Below are 24,054 nucleotides of genomic sequence, written 5' to 3'. Positions count from 1 at the left end.
TTAAAAACACAACATGGTCAGTATTATTACAGCGGTGCATAACCAATTGGCAATGAACAAGCTGTTTTACGAAAAGCTGGTAAAATATACCCATAACCCGTTTGAGTTAATCATAATTGATAACAACTCTACGGATGGCAGCCGCGAATTCTTCCAAAGCGTAGGCGCCACCGTTATTCAAAACCAGCAGAATTATTCTTATCCGTACTGCCAGAACCAGGGCATTCGGGTAGCAAAATACGGGGTGCTGGCTTTTTTAAACAACGATATTATTGTGGCCCCGCACTGGGACCAACATATTCTGGAAGCTATGCAGGCCAACCAACTCGATATTATTACCAGTTGCGGCATTGAGCGGGTAGAAAGTGTGCCGGCAACTTTGGCTTTGGGCCGGCGCTGGAAATTAATCAAGAATATTATCAGCAATATTGCCCGCAACGGCTTTACTTTCAGACTCATGGCCAAACTGATGTACGGCGACTGGGAAAAATTCTGCGCCAAACGTTACGCGCGTTTTGGTAACCAGGTGCAGGAAGGCTTTGTAGGCAATTCTGTAATTATGACGCGGCGCGGCCTGGAAAAAGTGGGGCTCTGGGACGAGCGCATTCAGGGCGCTGATTTTGATTTGTATATGCGCAGCAAAAAACGGCATTTGGAGCAAGGCGATGTTAAACCCATGCATATTGCTTTGGGGGTTTTTAACCATCATTTCATCCGCCTTACTGTTAAATCCAAACCCGTAAAATTTGCCGATGCCGGTAATATTATTAAAATAGAACAAAAATGGACCCCGGAAGAAAGGGCACTTTACCTGAAAGATTACGTTGCGATTTAAATAATATTTAAATGTTAATCAAAATAAAAACGGCCGATAATTATTACCGGCCGTTTTTATTTTAACTTAATTATACCAAATAGTAAATTTTACCTTCCATAAAACGCACCTTTATTTTTGTCATCCTGGAAGGACCTTTTGGTTAGAAAATCAAGTAGGCAATATACCTTTTAACGCTAGTTGCCTGTAAGAACGTCTAAACAATAGATTTTTTCAAAATGACAGAGAGCGTATCTATGGAAGATAGCTTATATTATTGGGTATTATATCTGTTGCCGAGCCTCAAAACACTTGATTTATAACATTTAAGCAGGTTTTGAGGTATTATTATACATGGAAAGATATTATGACACAACAACTGCCGGATCTGGTGATACCGGAAGGTTAATATTGCGATTAGCGGTTGGTGGCCTTTTATTGTTGCATGGCATTAGTAAACTCATAAACGGCATTGGTTGGCTGGTAGGTATGCTGGAAGGCAAAGGCCTGCCCGGCTTCTTCGCATACGGTGTTTACATAGGCGAAGTAATTGCGCCCATCCTGCTCTTGTTAGGTTTCCGGACGCGCATTGCAGCTTTGCTGGTGGTTGGTAATATGCTAACGGCCATTATTTTATCGCATATGCAGGAAATAGGGCAGTTAGGTAAAAGCGGCGGTTGGGCCATAGAACTACCGGCTTTATTTTTACTGGGTGCTTTAGCCTTATTTTTCCTGGGCGGCGGACGTTATGCGGCTTCAACCCGCAACCGCTGGGATTAAAAATATTAAAACTCCTGTAGCCGTTGCGGAATATTCCAGCGGAATGATACCGAGGTAAACGAAGCATTGTTGTTCATCAGGTCTAACTCGCTTGTGCGCCGCCGCAATATTTGTTTTACATCGATAAACATGTTGTGCCGGAGCTGCCAGGAAGCTGTTAAATCCAGGTGTAACAGGTTGGTAGCGTTTTGTCCGGCTACTTTGTGCCCGTATTCCTGCTGATTGGGCGCTGGGTAGGGGCGCTGGTTATACGATTTTAAAACGTTAGAACCCCAATTGGCGCTGTCGGCATCTACGCCTTGTTTGGTATACAAAGCTTTGCCCGTCAGGAAAAGGCGGCCGGTGGGCTGGTAACGCAAAATACCAATAAACTCGTACAGGTTAGCCCCCATGGGGTGCGCCAGCGGCTGCCGGTAGTGCTGGTAATTCGTAAACTGATCTTCGTGCTGGTAAGTGTAGGGCCGTATAAAATTAAACTCGCCCTGCGCATCTAAGTTCCGGATGCCGGCCACATCAAAATATTTAGCGCCCAACTGAAAAGACTGCTTATTGGCCCACCAGCCATTGCCCGCCCGTACTTCACTCAGTAAAAACTCATCCAGCATAAATTGCCCGTAAACTTGCGCGGTGCGCAAAATATTGGCTTTAAAATCGAAGCCCAGCAAGGCATTATCGTTGGAGCCTAATTGTTGTTCTACGGAGCGGTAAAAAATAATGGGGTTGAGGTATTGCAACTCAAAGCGTCCTTTGCCCCGCGAAAATATTACTGATTCAAACAATCCCACATTTATGGCCGGGGTAATATTCAGGCTCAGATGGTGGTAAGCAAAATATTTCTTGGGCAGCAACTGATCGCGGAATTCAAAATCCGAATTCATTTCGGCAAATAAATTCATGTAGTGCAGCCGCCAGATTTTGGTGTTCAGCTTCAGGAAAAAGTAAGGCGCGGTATAATCCGATAACACCAATGAGCGGTAGCCATTGCCAATAAAGTTTTTATCGTGACCAAACTGCACGTTAATATCTTTGCTCAGGCCGTAATTAATATAGCCGCGGGCGGTAATAAAATCGTAGCCGGTGGCTTTAAATGGCTTGTAATAACCTTCGTTCGGCACAATATTGTCGCGGTCTATGCGCTCTTCTACGTAACCCGGAAAACGGGCCTGGTTATCGGCCAGAAAAGTGTAAAAGCCTAAGCGGTTGTTAATATTGCCTTCTACCTGCACCCCCCGCGTGTTAATATACCGGGAACCTTCGGTGTCGGAATCTTTGCCCACCTGAAACTGCAACACCGGGTTTACCCGAATGCTATAATCCTGGTCGTCTACGTGAAACAAATCGGGTTTATTGCGGAAAAAATATTTCAGAAAAGGTTTGCCGGTGTGGCGGGTTTCGCGGGTGGTATAATCCCAGTTATCGTTGAGTAAATATTCTTTGTTAAACTTATCGGCTTCCGATAAATTTTGCTGGTCCCAGTGGGCTTCTTCGGCTAGTTTGGCTACGTCCAGGCGCCGGTAGGGTCGGATGCCGGTATGTAAATCTGGTGCTTTACTCCCGTATTTTACCTGAAACCGATCAACAATATGGTAGATTTCGCGGTCGAGGGGAACAAAGGTGCCCTGGGCCAGGGTGCAAAAAGGTGACAACAACAGAAAATAAAGGAAGTAATTTTTGCGCAGGTTCATAGGCGGTAGCAGTCCGAAAAATCGGTTAAAGTAACGAGATATATTTCTAAATCACAATTTGTACTCGAATGGGCAAAATTAGTTTAGGTAGAATTTTTTGCGCGCTAATTACCTTAATTTTAGGCTATAATAGCGGGTAGCAGGCATAGCTAAATTACAAGCTGCCGGTTCTTGTTCTAAACATTTGCCTTTATTAGGTTTTTAGAAGCTATAAAATTTTAAGTTAAGGTAAGAACAAAGTCCGGGGGTTATGTATCTTTAGTCCACCAACTGCTTAACCGGAATTTTAAAGCCAGCCCATGATCTATATTCTTAACCAGGAACCTTCCGTAGCCAATCATTTTATAGCCGAGTTACGCGATATTAATATTCAGAAAGACAGCCTGCGTTTCCGGCGCAATATGGAGCGGATTGGCGAGATTCTGGCCTACAAAATATCAACCCAACTCACTTACGCACCCAGGCAAATCCGGACTTTGCTGGCTTTAACCGAAGAACAAACCTTAACGGATTTTCCGGTGCTGGCTACAGTTTTGCGGGCGGGTTTGCCTTTTCACCAGGGTTTCCTGAATTATTTCGATCAGGCCGGCAGTGCTTTTGTGGCCGCTTACCGCTTAGAAGCAACTACCGAAATAAGCGTGAATGTAGATTACCTGGTGGCACCCTCGCTCGCCGGAAAAGTACTAATTCTGGTAGACCCGATGCTGGCAACCGGAAAGTCGTTGGTTTTAACGTATAAGGCCATGCTGCGCTTTGGTAAGCCCCGCCAGGTGCATATTGCCTCGGTTATTGCCAGCCCCGAGGGGGTAGAGCACGTACAAAATGAGTTGCCAGATGTTAATTTGTGGCTGGGAGCCATGGATGAGAAGCTAAATGAGCATGCTTACATTGTACCGGGTTTAGGCGATGCCGGCGATCTGGCATTTGGAAACAAGTTGTAAATCCGGAAATATTACCATTTCTTTATCTGTTGTTTTCTTTTCAAGAACTTTTGGTTTCGGATAAAAAATGTTAGCCATGTGTATAATAATTGTCGTATGTTTAGCGATTAGTATACATACAAATTAGATTACTAAAGGTGGTGGCTGCCGAGATTTTTAAATATATATCTGTTTTTTTGCTGAGCATGGTCAAGTTCTTTGGCGGACCCTTAGCGGGTGTGTCGTTGGGTTTGTCGTTGGGGGCTACCATGGCCCTGACCGTTGCCGGCATGATGACGAGCGTTTTTATTTTCTCGGGTATTGGCACCCTTTTTTCGAAGTGGTACGCCGAGCAGCAACGCCAAAAACAAAAACCAATATTTACCAAAAAGAACCGCCGGATTGTAAGGGTTTGGCAGCGTTTCGGGATGGTAGGTATTGCTTTCTTAACGCCTATTCTTTTAACCCCGATAATTGGTACCGTAGTGGCTACAGTATTAGGCGCTTCGCAACGTCATATTCTGGTGCACATGCTTTGGAGCGCCGTGTTTTGGGGCGTAACCCTTACTTTCCTGGTTTCGCAGGTTAGCACTCTCAATTTACCTTTCCTGCACCGTTAATTACAATGGTCAGTTAACAGTATTCAGTAAATATTGATTGTTGGTTGTTGAGTGCTTGTGGCGTTGGCGTCTCACCTGTGTCTGTTTTTATCAGGCTTCTGGCCACTTCAACTAACTATTCTTTTAATAATTAATTACAGCGGCCAGAGGCCGGAAGAAAACCTCACGAGCGAGGACGCTCGCGATAGCTGCTATCGAAAAAAAACAGCCTCTTTTTGGTGAGCATAAAAATTACGTCAGTAAAAAATCGAACAACGAATAACGACCAACGAATAACGAATAACGAAACTAAGATTTATTCCGGCGGAAGCCCCTGATTTTGGTTGGTTTTTTCTCCTGGAAAGGCCGGCCGGTGCGCTTATCTATTACGCCTTCGTGGAGTTGTTCTTTTTTCTCGTGGAAAGCGCCTTTAAAGTTGGGGTCAGATTTACGCTTTTGTTTGTCCAGGTCGCGGGCAATTTCTTGCTTTTCCTCAAATCCGGTATCCGTTACAATTACTTCGGGCGGTAAAGTTGCTTCCGGAATCTGCATTTTAATCAGCTTTTCTATTTCGTGGATGTGGTGCATTTCGGCCTCATTGGCAAACGTAATAGAACTGCCGGTTTGCATCGCCCGGCCGGTGCGGCCAATGCGGTGCACGTAATCTTCGTAAATAACGGGCACATCAAAATTAATTACGTGGCTCACATCGCTAATATCAATGCCCCGCGAAGCCACATCGGTAGCTACTAAAAACCGTACTTCGCCGCTCCGGAAGGCTTCCATGGCGTTGATGCGGGTGTTCTGCCCTTTGTTGCCGTGAATAACCCGGGTTACACCGGCTACTTTCCGGTCCAGGAATTTCGAAACGTTTTCGGCGTTTTTCTTGCTTCGGGTAAAAATCATGACCCGGTTAAATTCTTCGGTATTCTGGAATAAATATTCGAGCATATTTATTTTAGTAGGCAAATTGGGGATTTGGTACAGCACCTGCGATACCGTTTCTACGGGCGTGGCCGATGGCGTTACTTCTACCTTCATCGGGAACTCCAAAAACTCTTCCGATAATTTTTCGACGCGTTCGTGCATGGTAGCCGAGAAAAGCAAGTTCTGGCGCTTACGCGGAATTACCTCCAGCAGCCGCCGGATTTGCGGCATAAAGCCCATATCCATCATTTTATCGGCTTCATCCAGCACCAGGGTTTTCAGTTCTTTTAGTACTAAATCGCCTTTCAGGTAAACTTCCATCAGGCGCCCCGGCGTAGCAATTAAAATATCTAATCCGGCTTTAATTTTTTCAATCTGGGTTTTGGGGCCAACGCCACCGTAAATAGCCAGGTAGCGGATATCGGTATATTTACCCAATAATTTTATATGGTCTTCAATCTGCATGGCCAGTTCGCGGGTGGGTGCCACAATTAAGGCCCGCGGGTGGGTGCCCTGCGCAAATTTTACCTTCATGAGCAAAGGCAACACAAAAGCGGCGGTTTTGCCGGTACCGGTTTGGGCAATACCCATTACATCGTGGCCGGCCGTAATCAGCGGAATGGTTTTTTCCTGCACCGGCGTTGGGGCAGTATAACCGGCTTCGGCAACCGCCATTAGCAATTGTTTATTTAATTTAAAATCTTCGAAAGTAGTGGCCATAGCAATAGTATTTACACAAAGGTACGGTAAATAAGCGGTTAGCGATTTGTTTTTAGTTGTTAGGGATTAGTTGTTGGTAATTGGTTGTTAGTTGTTGGTTCTGAATTGGATTTATTTCTGGCGAAAGCAGGCGAGTACGCAACGGCTTAGCTCCCCGCCTTTTTCCAGAAAGCTTGCTTTCCAGGAGGGGTAGGGTGGTATTCTGTCTTAAGTTTAAAGCTTATAACAGGGTTAGTTCTTTAATATTGGTTTGTTTTGTAAGTACTTCTTTGCTTGCTTTGTTACTGGGTTCCAAAATCTTTACCAAGTATTAACATAGCGAATCCATTATCTAGTATCTAATATCTAGTATCTAGCATCTAATATCTAGTATCTGCAACATGAAAACCTATCTCATTAAAAATGCCCAACTGGTTAATGAAGGCCGAATATTCCGGAGCGATGTGTATGTGCAAGATGGCCGGATAAGTCAGGTGGCGGAAAATATTACTTTAACAGCCGATGAAACCATTGATGCCAGCGGTAAATATTTATTGCCAGGCGTAATTGATGATCAGGTGCATTTCCGGGAGCCGGGCTTAACCCACAAAGGCGATATTTTCACGGAATCCAGAGCAGCGGTAGCGGGTGGCGTTACGTCGTTTATGGAAATGCCCAATACGGTACCCAACACCATTACGCAGGAATTACTCGCTCAGAAATACGAGATTGGTGCCAATACCTCGCTGGCGAATTATTCTTTTTTTATGGGCGCCACTAACGACAACCTGGAGGAGGTACTAAAAACAGATCCGCAGAATGTGTGCGGCATTAAAATATTCATGGGCTCGTCTACGGGCAACATGCTGGTAGATAACCAGGCCGTACTGGAGAAAATATTTAAAGAAGCGCCCATGCTGGTAGCGGTGCACTGCGAAGACGAAGCCACCATCCGGGCCAATCAGCAAAAATACGACGAACAATACGGCGAAAATATTCCGATGCGCTGCCACCCCGAAATTAGAAGTGCCGAAGCTTGTTATAAATCATCGTCGATGGCGGTGGAACTGGCGCAAAAGCATAATACCCGCCTGCACATTCTACATATTTCTACCGCCGACGAACTGGAATTATTCCGGAACAATATACCGCTAGCCGAAAAAAGAATTACCGCCGAGGTGTGCGTGCACCACTTGTATTTCGATAAGGATGATTACGAAACGCTGGGCTCTGGCATAAAATGCAACCCCGCCATAAAAGAAAAAAGCCACAAAGCTGCTTTGCTGCCGGCACTGCTAAACGATAAACTGGATATAATTGCCACCGACCACGCGCCGCATACCTGGGAAGAAAAACAGAACCTGTATAAAAAGGCGCCTTCGGGTTTGCCCCTGGTGCAGCACTCGCTGGCCCTGATGCTCGATTTTTATAACCGTGGCGAAATTTCGTTGGAGAAAATAGTGGAAAAAATGAGCCACGCCCCGGCTATTTGTTTTGATGTAGCCGAGCGCGGCTATATCCGGGAAGGTTACTGGGCCGATTTGGTGCTGGTAGATTTAAACCAGGAGCAAACCGTAGCCAAAGAAAATATTTTATATAAATGTGGCTGGTCGCCGCTCGAAGGCAAAACCTTTACGGGTGTAATTACGCATACCTTTGTATCGGGGCACCTGGCGTATGCCGAAGGCCGCTTCGACGAAGGTAAAATGGGCGAACGTTTATTATTTACCCGATAAAAAATTAAAAAATTTAACTTTGCTATTGAAAAACTAAAGATAGTATGTTACCTTTGCATCACTAAATAATACGGTGGTTGTAGCTCAGTTGGTTAGAGCACCAGATTGTGATTCTGGGGGTCGCGGGTTCGAGCCCCGTCTCCCACCCCAAGAAGCCTCTGCGAAAGCAGAGGCTTCTTTGTTTTATAACATATCCTGGTTTTCTTGATAAGATTCATTATCTTCTAATTATCAAAGACAACATTTTATTCCGGAGATTTTGTATTAAACAGAAAAGCCTTATGACAGATATTCAATTATTCTCCCAGATATCGTCTTTGCCACCTGATCTCAAGAAGGAAGTTTCAGACTTTGTGGAATTTCTTAAGCAGAAAGAGAAATCAAAAAAAGAAATAAAAGAACGCCAATTCGGGTATGCCAAGGGCTTTTTTGAGATGGCACCCGACTTTGATGAACCATTAGAAGATTTTAAAGAATAATTTTAAAGAATATATGTAATAGACTTATTCCTGAATAAGCATACGTTCATTTGGTTTATTAATGGTGATGAATCTTTACCGGAGCAAGTTCGAAGGGACATAAAGAATATCAATAATAAATGCTTTATTAGTATTGCCAGTATTTGGGAAATTGCTATAAAGCTAAGCCTTGATAAACTCCGGCTCCAATCAGGTTTTAATAAAATAGCAGACTTGCTGGCCGATAACGACATCGAAATTCTACCTATTATCTATCCACATATTCAGGTACTTTTACAACTGGAATATCACCATTGCGATCCGTTCGATATAATAATTTTAGCCCAAGGAGCTACCGAAAATTTATTAATCCTGACAAAGGATGAAAACTTTTATAAATATCGAGTTAAAATAAAGTGGGGGTAAGGGTTTAAAGCAGCGTTTAAGTTTACTTAATTTTTTATCTTTCTTGCCGAAATATTAAGTAGGATAAAGCCTTAATGAAAACACTACCTGTAATTTTAATTTCCCTCCTTCTGCTTGCTTGTAACCCTTGCTTTGCTCAAAACACCACCTTACCCCAAATAAGCGTGCAAGGCAATAAATTCGTTACCAGCGATGGCAAAACCATTGTATTCCGCGGCTTGGATACCAGCGACCCGGATAAACTCGAAAGAGATAAGCACTGGAACAAAGAATATTTTCAGGCTATGAAAAGCTGGGGCGCCAATGTGGTACGGTTTCCGGTACACCCGAATGCCTGGCGCAAGCAAGGCCAGGAAAACTACCTGAAACTGCTGGATCAGGGCGTGCAATGGGCCACCGAACTGGGCATGTACGTAATTATTGATTGGCACAGCATTGGCAACCTGCGCTCGGAACTTTACCAGCGCGGCAATTACGAGACAACCAAAAAGGAAACTTTTGAGTTCTGGCGCACCATGGCCCAGCATTATAAAGGCAATACCACGGTTGCTATGTTCGAGTTGTTTAACGAACCCACTGTAATGGGCGGGGCAGCCGGTACCTGCACCTGGGCGCAGTGGAAAGAAATAGTAGAAGAAATGATTGTAATTATCCGGGCAAACGGTTCTAAAGCGGTGCCGTTGGTAGCTGGTTTTAACTGGGCTTACGACCTTACCCCGGTGGCCCAGGACCCCATTAAAGCCGAAGGAATTGCCTATGTTAGCCACCCGTATCCGCAGAAACGCGAAAAACCCTGGGAACCAAAATGGACCGCCGACTGGGGCTTTGTCGCTAAGAAATACCCGGTAATCTTAACCGAAATTGGCTTCTGCGGCCCCGACGACAAAGGTGCCCACGTACCAGTTATCAGCGACGAATCTTACGGCGACGCTATTACCAAATACGCCGATGAAAATGGTATTTCCTATACTGTTTGGGTTTTCGACCCGCAATGGTCGCCTATGCTCATCAGCGACTGGCAGTTTACACCTACTCGGCAAGGCCGATATTTTAAAGGCGCACTGCAGAAATACAGCCAGAAACAGCCCGGCGCTCAAAGTAAAAAGTAAGCCAGTAATTATTCAGCAGTTTAAATAATTCCTTATCCTTAATTCAAATCTGTCATTCAGGAGGAAACTTTTTAGAAGATTCAGAAGCGGTAGCTATTGGCAAAATTGAGATTAGATTTATTTAATATTCAATTTAATTTGATCATAGCAACGGTCCTTGAATCAGCTACATAGGTTCCTCCTGAATGACACGCGTGGGTTGAATTCATAAAAAAGCCAGCTCTGTTTTTAGGCAGAAGCTGGCTTTTTGTATTTATTTTAATTGTTATTATTCCTGGTAAGCTGTAATGGTTTCGATGGTACCATCCGGACGGTGGGTAAGCTCGGTAACTTTTACGTTGCGCAGGTGTGTCTGGCCTTTTGAAAGTTCGGTATCGTGGTAGAACAAGTACCACTTATCTTTAACCTGTACGATGGAGTGGTGGTTGGTCCAGCCCAGCACCGGGTTCAGGATTATGCCCTGGTACGTGAAGGGGCCGTAAGGGCTGTCGCCAATGGCGTAGGCAATATTATGGGTGTCGCCGGTAGAGTAGGAGAAGTAATATTTGCCATTATATTTATGCAGCCAGGCGGCTTCAAAAAAGCGTTTATCGTTTTCTTTCGCTAACAAAGGCTTTCCGTCTTTGCCTAATATTTGTACGTTCTTAACCGGTTCGGCAAACTCCAGCATGTTCTGGCTGAGTTTTGCTACTTTTGGCGTTAAAGCTGGCTGGTCGTCGGCGGGGTATTCGTCTTTGGGGTTATATTTGCCGCTGCTCCAGCGTTGTAATTGTCCACCCCAAATACCACCGAAATACATATAAGAAGTGCCATCGGTATCGGTAAATACGGCTGGGTCCATGCTGTAGCTATTTGCGATTGGCTGCGGCTGGGCTTTAAACGGACCAGTCGGCGATTTGCTCGTAGCTACCCCAATCCGGAAAATATCCTGCTTGTCTTTCACTGGAAAATACAGATAATAAGTGCCATTTTTAAAGGCGGCATCGGGTGCCCACAACTGGCGGCCGGCCCACGGAATATCTTTAACATCCAAGGCTACGCCGTGGTCGGTAACTTTGCCGTTGATGCTGTCCATTGATAAAATATGGTAATCGCGCATGGCAAAGTGGTCGCCGTTGTCGTTCTGCGGAATGCCCGCTTCTATGTCGTGCGAAGGATAAATGTAAATGCGGCCGTTAAATACGTGCGCCGAAGGGTCGGCGGTGTAAATTTCGGAAATCAACGGTTTGTTCATGAATTTTCGGCCGGTAGAATCCGCAGTTTGAGCGGTTGTATCTGCCGGCTGATTCGTTGATGTTTCTGTTTCGGCGGCGGGTCTTTTTTGCTCGCAACCGGTTAATAAAGCAGCCGGCAGCGTTATAGCCAGCAAAGCTTTTTTAAGAGAGATAGATTTATACATTTTTATTTGTGTGGATGGTTTATTATTAATTACTGATGTACGAAAGCTAAAAAAGTAAGTCTTGCTTATACTTATTGTCAAAAATACAATAATTGAAAATAGCGCGCAAGTGAAAGTTTAAGGTAGAGGCATTGGAAGAGAAAACTTTTTAAAGAGTTTAATATTTGTGAAATATATTAAGGCCTGAAGTTGGCTTATATTGATGCTACTTACGTTTGGTAGAGGGTAGGCTAATCCTCGGTTTTATGATTTTGGGTTAGCTGCTGTTAATCCTCCCCCTACCCCCTCCAAAGGGGGACTGTTCGTGGTTCTTGTTTAATATTTTGTTTGCCCAAGTAGGTGTTATTAGTTAACACTTATTTTAGTTAGGTCGGGAAAGGCAGCAGCTCCGAAGCAGACTACAGCAGTTTGGGCAGCGAAGACCTTAAAGGATTCCGGTGCGCAGCATTGCGAGGTACGAGCAAAGGAAGACGTTACAGTCTGAGTGCCCAAACGGGGCCTTGCGGCCATGAGCAAACTTAAACAATAGCTAACTGTTAGCACCTATGTATTGAAAGATGAAATCTTTCAAAAGATAACCACTATACTTTCCTGATGTAATAATACTTATCCTATATAATCAGCTTAGAATAACAGATTTATGTTGTTTAATATCTTAAGTCGAAGAAATTGGTTTAAAGATGGATACGCTTTGAAATATATTTTAATAACATACATCACCAAATAATATAAATAAGCAAAAATATACTTCAAAAAAGCAGTGGTCTGTAAACAGCGAGCCTAAACTAATTTTTCTTCTAAAGCCTTCCGCACTAACTCTACAGCATTTTTTACACCCAGGCGTTTCATCATACTGGCCCGGTGGTTATCGATGGTGCGGACGCTGAGATTTAGTTTTTCGGCAATTTCGCGGCTGTTCGAGCCTTCTACAATAAATTTCAGAATAGCTTTTTCCTGTTTACTCAGCTTCTTTTTAGGCGGCAGCGCTGTTTCGGGTGATTTTACTTTTTGCAGGTAAGAAGAGATAATAATATTAGATACCGACGGGCTGTAATATTTCTCGCCGCTGGCCACGGTCCGGATGGCGCGCAGCATTTCGTCGCGGGTCGTATCTTTTAATAAATAGCCGTAAGCCCCGGCCTCTACCGATTTCAGAATATAATCTTCGTTGTTGTGCATCGAGAGCATCAGGCATTTGGTGCTTTTATGCAGTTTGCTGAGCTGGGCGGTGGCTTCCAGACCATTCATAACCGGCATGGCAATGTCTATCATCAGTACATCGGGCGTTAATTCTTTTACTTTGGTGAGGGCTTCGGCACCGTTTTGGGCTTCGCCTACAATTTCTATATCCGTAAGGCCTTCGAGTAAAGACCGAATGCCGTTGCGCACTATGGTGTGGTCGTCGGCTAATATTACTTTTATTTTATGCATGGTCGGTTAGGAGTAAAGGTACTTTTACGTGTATCTGGGTGCCCTGTCCGGGCTTGGAATTTATGTTAATGTCGCCGTTTATAATGTAAACGCGCTCTTTCATGTTGCTGATGCCGTGCGAGGGACCGGATTTACGGGATCGGGTAGATAATTTCTGCGGACTAAAGCCGCGCCCATTATCCAGGATGGTCAGGTGAATATATTTCTTTTTGTGCCAGAGCTCGACGGTAATATCAGTAGCTTCAGCGTATTTTACGGCGTTGTTGAGGGCTTCCTGACTTACCCGGTACAAGCCGATTTCGAGGTTGCGGGCCAGCCTTTTGCCGTTCCAGTTGGTATTAAAAGTTACGTTAACCGCAGCGTTGGAGGCCACCTGCGTAGTTAGTAATTTTAAAGCCGAAGAAATACCAAAATCGTTTAGTACAGCCGGCATTAAATTAAACGAAATGGTGCGGGCTTCTGTAATAGTTTGGCTCACGAGGCTGCGGAGTTCATCCAGGTTTTGTTGGGCGGTTTCGGTAGTGTTTACCGAATCGCCAATTTTCTCAATGCCAAATTTCAGGGCCGTTAGCATCTGGCCCAGCCCGTCGTGAATTTCTAAGGCTACCCGTTTGCGCTCTTCTTCCTGGCCTTCTATTAAGTACGCCGACCGCATTTTCTGCTCGTTTATTTGCTGCCGGTATTTTTCGTCGGTGGCTCGCAGTAAGGCTTCGCGGGTTTCTTCCAGCGATTTATTTACCGCTACCAATTCTTCGTTTACCCGGTGGGTGCGTTGTTCCGAATCGATGAGCAACCCAATGGTACGTTGAATTTGCCGCACGGCCGGCCGGAAAATAAACAAACCTTCCAGGGCCAGAATAATCAGCGTACATAATAATAGTATAAGCTCAATTTGCTGCGAAGCGTTTACCCGCCGTTTGGCTTCGGCATCGTACTGAAAAACAATCTGGTTCATGCCCCCAAGGTAAGCCCGCTCGTTGGCAAGAATTATCCGGATGTTATTTCGGATGTCCGCCGGAACTGGAATATTGGTTGCGTGCTGATGAAAATATTTACTTACAAACTTTGCATTATTATAGATAGCTCCAAAAAGCGGATTAATGGCCGCAAACATAGCCCGGGTAGAATCGCTGTTGTTTACCGGCGTTTGAATATAAGCCAGGTAACCGCTTTGCAATCCTTTATGGCTTTTCTGCCACAAATCCAGCGCTTCATCCAAATCAGCCAGGTAAGTAGCTAGTAGCAAGCTATCGGGTTGCTCCTGCAGCAACAAAACCGTTTTGGTTATTTTCTGGCTGAGCATGCGCTGCCGGCCCGCAATATTTACCACCCGCGAGTCATTGGATTGACTTTCCAGCGAACGCTGCACCAAATATTGCCCACCTATAGATAGTAATGCCACTGCCGTGAGAGCCAGCAAATACAGGCGGGTAATTTTACGGGCAATCTGTGGGTCAGCGGACAAATTCATAATAAGGCGATTAGATGCTGCGGTTTGGTAGTGGTAATTGGTTTTTGGTTTAGGTTAAAGCTATGGTGTTATTGAGCAGCGTAATCTTAACTAAGTAACTATAATAAGTTTAGAGAATTGTTACTTTTTAAGTATTTAATAAAAATACTATAAAGTTGATTATTTTACAAATATACTGTTCAAATGAGGTATGTTTTACAAGAAAACATAAATATTATAAAATAATGGTTAAATATTTAGGTGTATATTGATGTATTAAGTATAATTACTCAAAATTACGGTTAAAATATTAAGTAAATACCTGAGTTAATAAAATATTAATAAAGAGAGTGGCTTAATAAAGAGATAGGTAAGTGAGGAATAAGTAAAATTTTTCAGAAGCTTAAAAAACAGCAATAAAAAACCCTGGAAGAGCGGCAACTCTTCCAGGGCAATAATTAAAGGTTCATTTTAAATTATTTCTAACTTAAAACTATTCAAACTTATGAAAAAAAAGTTACGGAATCAACTTTTCGGCGCGCTATTGCTGGGGCTGTTGAGTAGTAATTTTGCCTTGGCGCAGTTTACCGTTTCGGGGCAGGTACGCACCCGCTCAGAGCTGCGCAACGGGCAGGGTACCCTAACCACCAAAGAGGCGGCACCCGCTTTTTTTACCTCCCAGCGCACCCGCTTAAATGTAGGTTACACCGGTTACCGCTTTAAACTTTTTACCGCTATTCAGGATGTACGGATTTGGGGACAAGATGCCTCTACCATTAACCGCATTACCCCTGATGCTAATGATGGTTTACTCGTGCACGAAGCCTGGGGCGAAATTATGCTATTGGATACTACCGCCGCCATTGAAAATCTCTCTCTAAAAATAGGTCGGCAGGAACTGGTTTACGATGACTCCCGCCTGTTGGGTAACCTGGACTGGCTGCAGCAAGGTCGGCGCCACGATTTGGCTTTGCTAAAACTGGAACACAAGGGTTGGATGGGGCATTTGGGTGTAGCTTATAATCAAAACCAGGAACGGAAGGCCAGTACTATCTATAATGGTATCCCGACCGGCTACACCGCCGGCACCAATGGCATAGGTACTTTGTATAAATCATTGCAGTTTCTGTACCTGGGTCGTAAATTTGGTAAAGGCAATGCCTCTTTTCTGATTCTGAAAGATGACTTTAATAAATACCATATGGATAGCACCGTGCGGGTGCTGGATAAAGGCACCTGGAGTCGGGTAACTTCCGGTTTTTATGTGGCCACCAACCTTTCGCCCAAAATTAGCTTTACCGGCAGCGCTTACCTGCAAGGCGGCAAAGATAAAAATGGCGGCAAACTGCGTTCGCACCTGGTGTCAGCGGCGGCCATGTATGCAGTTTCGCCGCAACTGAGCGTTGGGCCCGGTATTGATTATACTTCCGGCAATAACCGCGTTACGCCTAATGCTACCAACCGGCAGTTCGATCCGCTTTATGGTACGCCGCATAAGTTCTGGGGTAACATGGATTACTTTTACGTAGCCGATGGCTTTGGCAAAAACGGCTTAATTAATTATTACCTCAAATCGCGCTATAAACTAAAAGATAACTTGGTTATGAACCTGGATGCGCACCAGTTTGTGGCTTCTAATAACGTTGTAAACAACGACCGCGTAAGCCTGGATCGTAACTTTGGTACCGAACTCGATTTGGTGGTAAACTACGGCTTAACCAAAATGATAAATCTGGAAGCCGGCTATTCTCACTTCTTTGCTACTTCTACGCTGGCATCTTCGGCGGTAAAGAACGTTTCTAATCCAGATTTGCAGGCCGATTGGGCTTACCTGATGATTAACATCAAGCCAACTTTCCTTTCTAAATAAGTTTTCCGGAACATCTTTCTTGCTTCAAGCAGGCAGTTTTACGGCACTGCAGGGCTACCGCTTTTTATAATATTCTTTAGGACTCAAATAAAATAGAAATGAAAAAATTAAAATTTAGTTTCCCCGCCCTTTTTACGCTGCTATTGGCACTAGCTGCCTCGGCTTTATTCTCGTCGTGTAGTTCGGGCGGAAAATCAGCGGCCGAATCAGAATCTGCTACGACTTCAGAAACGGTTGCTACAGGTAAAAAAATAACCTTGGGTATTATTCCGCTTACCGATTGTGCGCCGTTGGTGGTGGCTTACGAAAAAGGTTTGTTTAAAAAATACGGTTTGGATGTACAGATATCCAAGGAAGCTTCCTGGGCCAATGTGCGCGACAAGCTTTTAACCGGCGAACTGGACGGCGCGCATTGTTTATTCGGGATGCCTTTCTCGGTATACACCGGGGTAAGCGGTAAAGCCGGTTCCGAAATGAAAATTGCCATGCTGCTGAATAACAACGGGCAGGCTATTACGCTCTCGAAAGATTTCTGCGGCAAAGTAGGTTTCCGGAATATTGATGGCGTAGCCGCCGCCGTAACCCAAATGCAGGCTCAGAAAGAACTCACCTTTGCCATGACTTACCCCGGTGGTACGCACGATATCTGGTTGCGTTACTGGCTGGCCGCCGCTAAAGTTGACCAGAATAAGGTAAAAATTATTACCATTCCGCCGCCGCAAATGGTAGCTAACATGAAGGTAGGCAATATGGATGGCTTCTGCGTGGGCGAGCCCTGGAACCAGGTAGCCGTGAAACAAGGCATTGGCTTTACGCATATTTCTACCCAGGATTTATGGAAAAACCATCCCGAAAAAGCTTTGGTGGTAAACAAGCAGTTTAGCGAAAGCCGCCGCGACGACCTGAAAAAAGTAATGAAAGCCGTTATGGAAGCTTCTATGTGGCTGGATGATATGAAAAACCGAAAAGAGGCCGCCGAAATAATTGGTCGTCAGTCGTACGTAAATGCCCCGGCCAAAGAAATTGAAGCCCGCCTGCTAGGTAACTACGATTTAGGCTGCGATTACGGCAAGCACACTTACCAGGACGATTACATGCTTTACCACAATAAAGGCCAGGTAAACTATCCGCGCAAAGCCCACGGCATCTGGTACCTGAACCAATATGTTCGCTTTGGTTACCTGAAAGAAACGCCCGATTACAAAGCCGTTGCCGACAAGCTGATTATGCAGGATTTATATACCGAAGTGGCCAAAGAAATGGGTGTTGCCATCCCGGACGACGACATGAAACCGTTCACCATAAACCTGGACAAAGTTACTTTCGACCCGAACAATCCCAGCGGTCCAGTGGCACAAAAATAAGTCTGTTTACTTATAATAATAAGTTAAAGCTCCTGGTGCCAGTTTTCCTACCTGGCGTCAGGAGTTAAACAAAATCATTTAAAATATCAAATATTTACCATGATGAACGCTCAAACCAGCACCCCCGCCATAGAATTACAGTCTTCAACTTCTTTGGCCAGCCGTATTTCGGTTAAACCTATATTTCAAAAACTGAAACCCTCTTTGGAATCTGCCGCTTATACGCTGGGTGGATTCGGGATTCTGTTATTAGGTTGGTACCTGATTAGTAAGGTTACGGCCGATGCTTTGCCCGGGCCTTTTGCTACGCTAGCTGTTTTCTGGGAATTAATAAAAGACCCATTCTACGATTATGGTCCCAACGACAAAGGTATTGCCCTGCAACTGATTAGCTCTTTGGGTAAAGTGTTTCTGGGTTTTAGCCTGGGTTCGCTGGTAGCTATTCCCTTTGGTATTCTGATGGGCGCAAATTCCTTTTGCCGGAAACTATTGTATCCCATTGTGCAAATATTAAAACCGGTTTCGCCGCTGGCCTGGTTTCCCATCGGTTTGGCCGTTTTTCAATCGGCAGGTTCTGCTACCATCTTTATTATTTTTATTACTTCGCTTTGGTCTACTTTAATCAATACGGCCTTCGGGGTAAGTACCATCCCTGCCGACCATAAAAACGTTGCCAAAGCCTTTGGTTTTTCTACCTGGCGCTACATTACCAAAATTCTGATTCCTTACAGCTTGCCGCATATTATCACGGGCTTGCGTCTTAGTATAAGTGTAGCCTGGCTCGTAATTGTAGCCGGCGAAATGCTTTCGGGCGGTATGGGTATTGGCTTTTTTGTGTGGGATAGCTGGAATGCTCTGAGCCTGGAAAAGGTAATCTGCGGCATCTTAATTATTGGCCTGGTTGGTCTGCTCCTGGACAAAATATTCACCCTGCTGGAGAAAAGATTCTCTTACAGTAATTAGGTGTTAGTTTTTAGTTGTCAGTTGTCAGCGATTAGTAATTAGGAACTAGCTGTTTACATCTCTCAGCTATTCCAGTCTGTCATTCAGGAGGAAACTATGTTGCAGGTGGCCAAATAGTTTCCTCCTGAATGACAGGAGTGAGTTCTTTTCCTTATTCAAAATTTCAAAACAGAATATTATGTACCTCGAAATAAAAAACTTAGAAATATCTTTTCCCACGCCTAAAGGCAAATATACTGCCGTTCGGAATATTGATTTGGAGATTAAAAAAGGGGAGATTGTATCGATTATCGGTCATTCGGGCTGTGGTAAATCTACCATCATGAATGCCGTTGGTGGCATGTTAACGCCTACCAAAGGTACGGTTACTATAAACGGCCAACCGGTAAAAGGTCCTGGTCCCGACCGGGGAATTGTATTTCAGAATTACTCTTTGCTGCCCTGGCTTACCGTGTACGAGAATATTTTTCAGGCCGTAGATGCCGCGGTAAAGAATAAAACCCGGGACGAGAAGAAAGAGATAACGGAAAAATATATTAAGATGGTAGGCTTATCGTCGCACCGCGAAAAGCTGCCGAAACAGATGTCGGGAGGTATGAAACAGCGGGTAGCCATTGCCCGGGCTTTTGCCATTAACCCCGATATGCTTTTGCTCGACGAGCCTTTTGGTGCCCTCGATGCCCTCACTAAAGGCGATATGCACATTGAATTGTTAAAACTCTGGAACCTGGAAAACCGGAGCAAAACCATTATTATGGTTACCCACGACATTGAAGAGGCAATATTTTTATCGGATCGTATTGTGGTAATGACCGATGGTCCGGCTGCCACCATCCGGGAAATTGAAGAATTGCACCTGCCCCGCCCCCGCAATAAAAAAGAGATTGTAAGCATGCCGGAATACAAAATTATCCGCGAACGATTATTAAGCCTGCTGATGGATAAGGTAGAAATTGACCAGGCCGACTTTTACCAAGCTGCAGAAGTGGAGGTAGGATAAGTGCAGTTATCGACAAATTTCGTCATTTTATTTCGGGGTAAACCTAATTAGTATTTGGCTCAATCCAAAATCCTAACACCCTCTTAAGAATTTTATCAGGCTCAGAACCAGGCGTAGGCATAAGTTTAAATTAATATCTTATTTTTGCCGCTTGTTCTAAATCCGAAATAAAATTCTTAAATCTATAAAATGAGCTTATTAGTAATTGGGTCGGTAGCTTTCGATGCCCTGGAAACGCCTTTTGGCAAAACCGATAAAATTGTAGGCGGCGCGGCTTCCTATATTTCTTTGTCGTCGTCGTACTTTGTAAAACCGGTAAACCTGGTGGCCGTGGTGGGCGGCGATTTTCTAAAGTCCGATATCGAATTATTTCAGGAGCACGGGGTAGATACTGCCGGTTTACAGATTAAAGAAAACGAAAAGTCCTTTTTCTGGTCCGGTCGGTACTTCAACGACATGAACAGCCGCGAAACGCTGGTAACCGAGCTGAACGTGTTAGGCGATTTCGACCCAATTATTCCGGAGGCTTATCAGAACTGCGAGTACCTGATGCTGGGTAACCTGGCGCCCCAGGTGCAGCGCACGGTAATCGAGCGACTGCAAAACCGTCCGAAACTGATTGTGATGGATACCATGAATTTCTGGATGGATATTGCTTACGATGAGTTAATCAAAACCATAGCGCTGGTAGATGTGCTTTCTATTAACGATGAAGAAGCCCGGCAGTTATCCGGAGAATATTCGTTGGTGAAAGCCGCTCGGAAGATTATGGCCATGGGACCTAAATATTTAATTATTAAGAAAGGGGAGCACGGTGCTTTACTTTTCGGCCAGAACGAAATATTTTATGCCCCAGCATTGCCGTTGGAAGATGTGTTTGACCCAACCGGAGCTGGCGATACATTTGCCGGTGGTTTCATTGGTTATTTAGCCAAGGCGGGCGATGTAAGCTTTAACAACATGAAGAGCGCCGTTATACATGGTTCGGCTATGGCTTCTTTCTGCGTAGAAAAATTCGGTACCGAGCGATTGGTTAATTTAAGTCAAGAAGAGATAGACGCCCGGGTACAGCTATTCGCCGATTTAGTGCGTTTCTAAAAAATAATTTAAGTAAAAAGCGAAAGCCTGCTGATTAGTAATCGGCAGGCTTTTTTGTTGGTAATGCTTTTTCTATAGGATAAACCCTGAATATTATGCTTTGTAAAACTTGAGTATTTCTACTCATAGTTTTTTATAAGTAATGCAGTCTAAATATTCCCGAACTGTTGATTAGTTCTGGATATAATTCTAATCTTAAAATAGCTTGTTCGGGATAATATTGTTCCACCAAGCTTAAAAAAATACGCCCCCCAGATTAATTACAATGGACAAATACAGGTTATGCTGTTCTTTTTGCACCTGATTTAATACAAAAGGTATAAAAATTAGGCCCTACTGAGGTTAGGTTAGCAGCATTAAAGGACTTTTGTCGGGAAATTAGGAAGAATTGTAATACCAGGTTTCTAATAATCTTGCTCAAAATCTGAAATATTTAAAATAATAGTCTGTTTTTGAAGGTGGTTTTATAGAAAAACATAAATTTTATAAAAAAGTAGTTATAAAAATAACCATGTATAGATGATTTGAGTATTTTTACTCAACAAAAGGTTAAAAATAAAGGCACTTGTCAATAAAAGAGTAGGTTTTTAAATAAAAGAGGTTCAAAAGTAAACCTGTTTGGCTGAAAACTCTACTAAAATGAAAAGTAAAGCCTGAATTTATAAGATACATCCTTAGCAGGAGCGGCAACTCCTGTTAAGGCAATAATTAAAGGTTCATTTTATAATTATTTTTTAAGACTTAAAACCTATGAGCAGTTCTCCAGCACATCCGCAGCGTATAGTAGTAATAGGCAATGGCATGGTCGGCTATAAGTTTTGCGAAAAGCTAGTAGCAAAAGCCCAGCCCGGCGCCTATCAGATAACTGTTTTCGGAGAAGAGCCTCGGCCAGCTTACGACCGGGTACACCTGAGTGCTTATTTTTCCGGTACCACCGCCGAAGAATTAACCATGGCTCCCGTTTCGTGGTACGAAGAGCACAATATTAATCTGCATTTAGGCGAGCTGGTTACCGGCATTAATGCTGCCAGCAAAATAATCACAACGCATAAAGGATTAGAAGTTAGCTACGATAAATTAATTCTGGCTACTGGTTCCAGCGCTTTTGTACCGCCGATAAATGGGGTAGAAAAAGAAGGTGTATTTGTATACCGCACCATCGAAGACCTGGATGCCATGCTCGCCTATGCGCCTAAGGCCAGAACAGCGGCGGTAATTGGCGGCGGTTTACTGGGCCTGGAAGCGGCTAAGGCGGCTATGGATATGGGACTGACTACCCACGTCATTGAATTTGCTTCCCGGTTAATGCCGCGGCAGTTAGATGAAGCGGGTTCCGAAACGCTGAAGAAAAAACTGGAGAGCCTGGGCATCAGCATTCATTTAAACAAAAGTACTACTGCTATTCTGGGTGACCCCGGCGTACGTAAAATGACTTTTGCGGACGGCAGCGAACTCAATGTTGATATGCTGATTGTTTCGGCGGGTATTAAGCCGCGCGATGAGTTAGCCGTAAAAGCCGGTTTATCGGTGGGGCCGCGGGGTGGTATCCTGGTAAACGATGCTTTACAAACTTCCGACCCCGATATATTTGCTATTGGCGAAAGCGCTTTGCACGGCGGCATGATTTACGGCTTGGTAGCACCCGGCTACGATATGGCCGAAACAGTTGTAACCAACCTGGTAGGCGGCGAAAAAACCTTCAAAGGTTTTGATATGTCTACCAAGCTGAAATTAATAGGCGTAGACGTTGCCAGCTTCGGCGATCCGTTTATCTCGGAGCCTAATGCCCGCACCATTGTATTCGAAGACCGGATTAAAGGTATTTATAAGCGCGTTAATATTTCGGAAGACGGAAAATATTTACTGGGTGGTATTTTAGTAGGCGAAGCGGCTAACTACAACATGCTGCTGCAAACGGTGCAAAACCGGATAATCGTGCCACCAGATGCCGAAGATTTAATCCTGGGTAGCCGGGGTGGTAGCTCAGAATCTGCCGGAGCCGGGGTATTGAGTTTACCCGAAGAAGCTACTATTTGCTCCTGCGAAGGCGTAAGCAAGGGCACTATCTGCAATTCTATTAAAGATGAAAAACTGTGCGATGTAGCCTCAATTAAAAAATGTACCAAGGCCGGCACCAGTTGCGGCGGCTGTGTACCCATGCTCGGCGATTTACTCAATGCCACCCTGAAAGAAATGGGTCAGGAAGTAAAACAAGTTTTGTGCGAGCACTTCCAGTATTCCCGCCACGAAATCCTGGATATTGTAAAAGTAAACAATATCCGCACCTTCGACGAGCTAATTAGCCACCACGGCAAAGGCGATGGCTGCGAAGTTTGTAAACCAGCCGTAGCTTCCATTTTGGCCAGCACCTGGAACGAACTCATCTTAAAACAAGCCACCATCCAGGACACCAACGACCGTTACTTAGCCAATATCCAGAAAGGCGGAACCTACTCAGTCGTTCCCCGGATTGCCGGCGGCGAAATAACTCCTGAAAAACTGATTGTAATCGGACAAGTAGCGGCTAAATACGGCCTGTATACCAAAATAACCGGTGGCCAGCGCATCGATATGTTTGGTGCCCGGGTAGACCAGTTGCCTGATATCTGGGAAGAACTGGTAAACGCCGGTTTCGAGAGCGGCCACGCCTACGGCAAAAGCCTGCGCACGGTGAAAAGCTGCGTAGGTTCTACCTGGTGCCGTTACGGTCTGCACGATTCGGTAGGCTTTGCCATCCAGATAGAAGAGCGTTACCGGGGTCTGCGGTCGCCGCATAAATTAAAAGGCGGGGTATCGGGTTGCGTACGGGAATGTGCCGAAGCGCAATCAAAAGACTTTGGTATTATTGCCACCGAAAAAGGCTGGAACCTGTACATCTGCGGCAACGGCGGCGCCAAACCCCAGCACGCGCAACTTTTCGCCACCGACCTCGACACCGAAACCTGCCTCCGTTACTTAGACCGGTTCCTGATGTTCTACATAAAAACGGCCGAACCATTAAACCGCACCGCTACCTGGCTGAATAAAATGGAAGGTGGCATCGACTATTTGCGGCAGGTAATCATCGAAGACTCATTGGGTATTTGTGCCGACCTGGAACGCGAAATGGAATTTATGGTGGATACTTACGCCTGCGAGTGGAAAGAGGTGGTAAATAACCCCGAGTTACGCAAGCGTTTCCAGCACTTTGTCAATACCCCCGAACCAGACCCATCCATTAATTTCCGGCCCGAGCGCGGACAAAAAGTGCCTGTCATCTAAACAGAATAAAATTTATTAAAGCCCAAAATAGGTGGCCAGAAAGGCTACCCTTGGAAGGCTTTTTC

General features: G+C 44.6%; 19 protein-coding genes and 1 tRNA gene. 15 read left to right on the top strand and 5 right to left on the bottom strand.

Translation table 11 applies throughout. The features are described from left to right. The first annotated feature begins 13 nt into the window (after positions 1 to 13). Complete coding sequence (locus F0145_RS17080; protein WP_150090129.1) at positions 14 to 835, top strand: glycosyltransferase family 2 protein; 822 nt, start codon at positions 14 to 16, stop codon at positions 833 to 835. Positions 836 to 1,168: 333 nt separating this feature from the next. Then, on the top strand, positions 1,169 to 1,594 hold the full coding sequence (locus F0145_RS17075; protein ID WP_150090126.1) for a DoxX family protein: 426 nt from the start codon (positions 1,169 to 1,171) through the stop codon (positions 1,592 to 1,594). 5 nt (positions 1,595 to 1,599) lie between these two features. Here the strand turns inward: F0145_RS17075 and F0145_RS17070 are convergent, their stop codons facing one another. Then, positions 1,600 to 3,279: a capsule assembly Wzi family protein gene (locus tag F0145_RS17070; protein ID WP_150090124.1), complete on the bottom strand. Its 1,680-nt coding sequence runs from the start codon at positions 3,277 to 3,279 to the stop codon at positions 1,600 to 1,602. Positions 3,280 to 3,578: 299 nt separating this feature from the next. Here F0145_RS17070 and upp point away from each other — a divergent pair, with 299 nt between their 5' ends. Both upp and F0145_RS17060 read left to right on the top strand, forming a co-directional pair. Next, on the top strand, positions 3,579 to 4,220 hold the full coding sequence (gene upp / locus F0145_RS17065) for a uracil phosphoribosyltransferase (RefSeq protein ID WP_150090122.1): 642 nt from the start codon (positions 3,579 to 3,581) through the stop codon (positions 4,218 to 4,220). A 185-nt stretch (positions 4,221 to 4,405) separates the two neighbouring features. Beyond that, on the top strand, positions 4,406 to 4,819 hold the full coding sequence (locus tag F0145_RS17060; protein ID WP_223816123.1) for a hypothetical protein: 414 nt from the start codon (positions 4,406 to 4,408) through the stop codon (positions 4,817 to 4,819). Between the two features lie 288 nt (positions 4,820 to 5,107). Here F0145_RS17060 and F0145_RS17055 read toward each other — a convergent pair whose 3' ends face one another. After that, on the bottom strand, positions 5,108 to 6,445 hold the full coding sequence (locus tag F0145_RS17055; RefSeq protein ID WP_150090120.1) for a DEAD/DEAH box helicase: 1,338 nt from the start codon (positions 6,443 to 6,445) through the stop codon (positions 5,108 to 5,110). 380 nt (positions 6,446 to 6,825) lie between these two features. Between F0145_RS17055 and F0145_RS17050 the strand changes: the two genes are divergently transcribed. The 5 genes from F0145_RS17050 to F0145_RS17030 all read left to right on the top strand — a co-directional run bounded on the left by F0145_RS17050 (position 6,826) and on the right by F0145_RS17030 (position 10,153). Beyond that, entirely contained in the window at positions 6,826 to 8,160 is a 1,335-nt protein-coding gene (locus tag F0145_RS17050) for a dihydroorotase (RefSeq protein WP_150090118.1), read from the top strand. Positions 8,161 to 8,233: 73 nt separating this feature from the next. Then, positions 8,234 to 8,310: transfer RNA gene (locus tag F0145_RS17045), tRNA-His, on the top strand. A gap of 131 nt (positions 8,311 to 8,441) precedes the next feature. Next, positions 8,442 to 8,639 (top strand): type II toxin-antitoxin system VapB family antitoxin, encoded by a 198-nt coding sequence (vapB, locus tag F0145_RS17040; protein ID WP_150090116.1) that lies wholly within the window; start codon positions 8,442 to 8,444, stop codon positions 8,637 to 8,639. A 9-nt stretch (positions 8,640 to 8,648) separates the two neighbouring features. Continuing rightward, positions 8,649 to 9,044, top strand: coding sequence for a type II toxin-antitoxin system VapC family toxin (locus F0145_RS17035; protein ID WP_317133189.1), 396 nt, complete (start codon positions 8,649 to 8,651; stop codon positions 9,042 to 9,044). Between the two features lie 74 nt (positions 9,045 to 9,118). Then, positions 9,119 to 10,153: a glycoside hydrolase family 5 protein gene (locus F0145_RS17030; RefSeq protein WP_150090113.1), complete on the top strand. Its 1,035-nt coding sequence runs from the start codon at positions 9,119 to 9,121 to the stop codon at positions 10,151 to 10,153. Positions 10,154 to 10,421: 268 nt separating this feature from the next. Here F0145_RS17030 and F0145_RS17025 read toward each other — a convergent pair whose 3' ends face one another. The 3 genes from F0145_RS17025 to F0145_RS17015 all read right to left on the bottom strand — a co-directional run bounded on the left by F0145_RS17025 (position 10,422) and on the right by F0145_RS17015 (position 14,454). After that, a complete protein-coding gene (locus tag F0145_RS17025) occupies positions 10,422 to 11,552 on the bottom strand; it encodes a glycoside hydrolase family 43 protein (protein ID WP_150090111.1) in 1,131 nt (376 codons plus the stop codon). 780 nt (positions 11,553 to 12,332) lie between these two features. Beyond that, on the bottom strand, positions 12,333 to 12,983 hold the full coding sequence (locus tag F0145_RS17020) for a response regulator transcription factor (protein WP_190277582.1): 651 nt from the start codon (positions 12,981 to 12,983) through the stop codon (positions 12,333 to 12,335). Further along, entirely contained in the window at positions 12,976 to 14,454 is a 1,479-nt protein-coding gene (locus tag F0145_RS17015; RefSeq protein WP_150090109.1) for an ATP-binding protein, read from the bottom strand. Before F0145_RS17015 ends, F0145_RS17020 begins: the two co-directional genes overlap by 8 nt. Before the next feature lie 484 nt (positions 14,455 to 14,938). Here F0145_RS17015 and F0145_RS17010 point away from each other — a divergent pair, with 484 nt between their 5' ends. The 6 genes from F0145_RS17010 (at position 14,939) to nirB (ending at position 23,989) form a co-directional block, all read left to right on the top strand. Then, positions 14,939 to 16,303, top strand: coding sequence for an alginate export family protein (locus tag F0145_RS17010; protein WP_150090107.1), 1,365 nt, complete (start codon positions 14,939 to 14,941; stop codon positions 16,301 to 16,303). A 98-nt stretch (positions 16,304 to 16,401) separates the two neighbouring features. After that, positions 16,402 to 17,667, top strand: a complete 1,266-nt coding sequence (locus F0145_RS17005) for a CmpA/NrtA family ABC transporter substrate-binding protein (protein WP_150090105.1) — start codon at positions 16,402 to 16,404, stop codon at positions 17,665 to 17,667. Between the two features lie 99 nt (positions 17,668 to 17,766). Further along, a complete protein-coding gene (gene ntrB, locus F0145_RS17000; protein ID WP_150090103.1) occupies positions 17,767 to 18,630 on the top strand; it encodes a nitrate ABC transporter permease in 864 nt (287 codons plus the stop codon). 178 nt (positions 18,631 to 18,808) lie between these two features. Beyond that, positions 18,809 to 19,630 carry an ABC transporter ATP-binding protein gene (locus tag F0145_RS16995; protein WP_190277581.1) on the top strand — a complete coding sequence of 274 codons (822 nt, stop codon included), beginning with the start codon at positions 18,809 to 18,811 and terminating at the stop codon, positions 19,628 to 19,630. Positions 19,631 to 19,819: 189 nt separating this feature from the next. Further along, entirely contained in the window at positions 19,820 to 20,728 is a 909-nt protein-coding gene (locus F0145_RS16990) for a PfkB family carbohydrate kinase (protein WP_150090099.1), read from the top strand. A gap of 750 nt (positions 20,729 to 21,478) precedes the next feature. Continuing rightward, positions 21,479 to 23,989, top strand: a complete 2,511-nt coding sequence (gene nirB, locus F0145_RS16985; protein WP_150090097.1) for a nitrite reductase large subunit NirB — start codon at positions 21,479 to 21,481, stop codon at positions 23,987 to 23,989. Positions 23,990 to 24,054: the final 65 nt, after the last annotated feature.

The sequence above is a fragment of the Adhaeribacter rhizoryzae genome (assembly GCF_008629685.1).
Taxonomy (GTDB): Bacteria; Bacteroidota; Bacteroidia; order Cytophagales; family Hymenobacteraceae; genus Adhaeribacter; species Adhaeribacter rhizoryzae.
The sequence above is the reverse complement of the archived record's forward strand: the minus strand, read 5'-3'. Positions and strand labels throughout refer to the sequence as shown.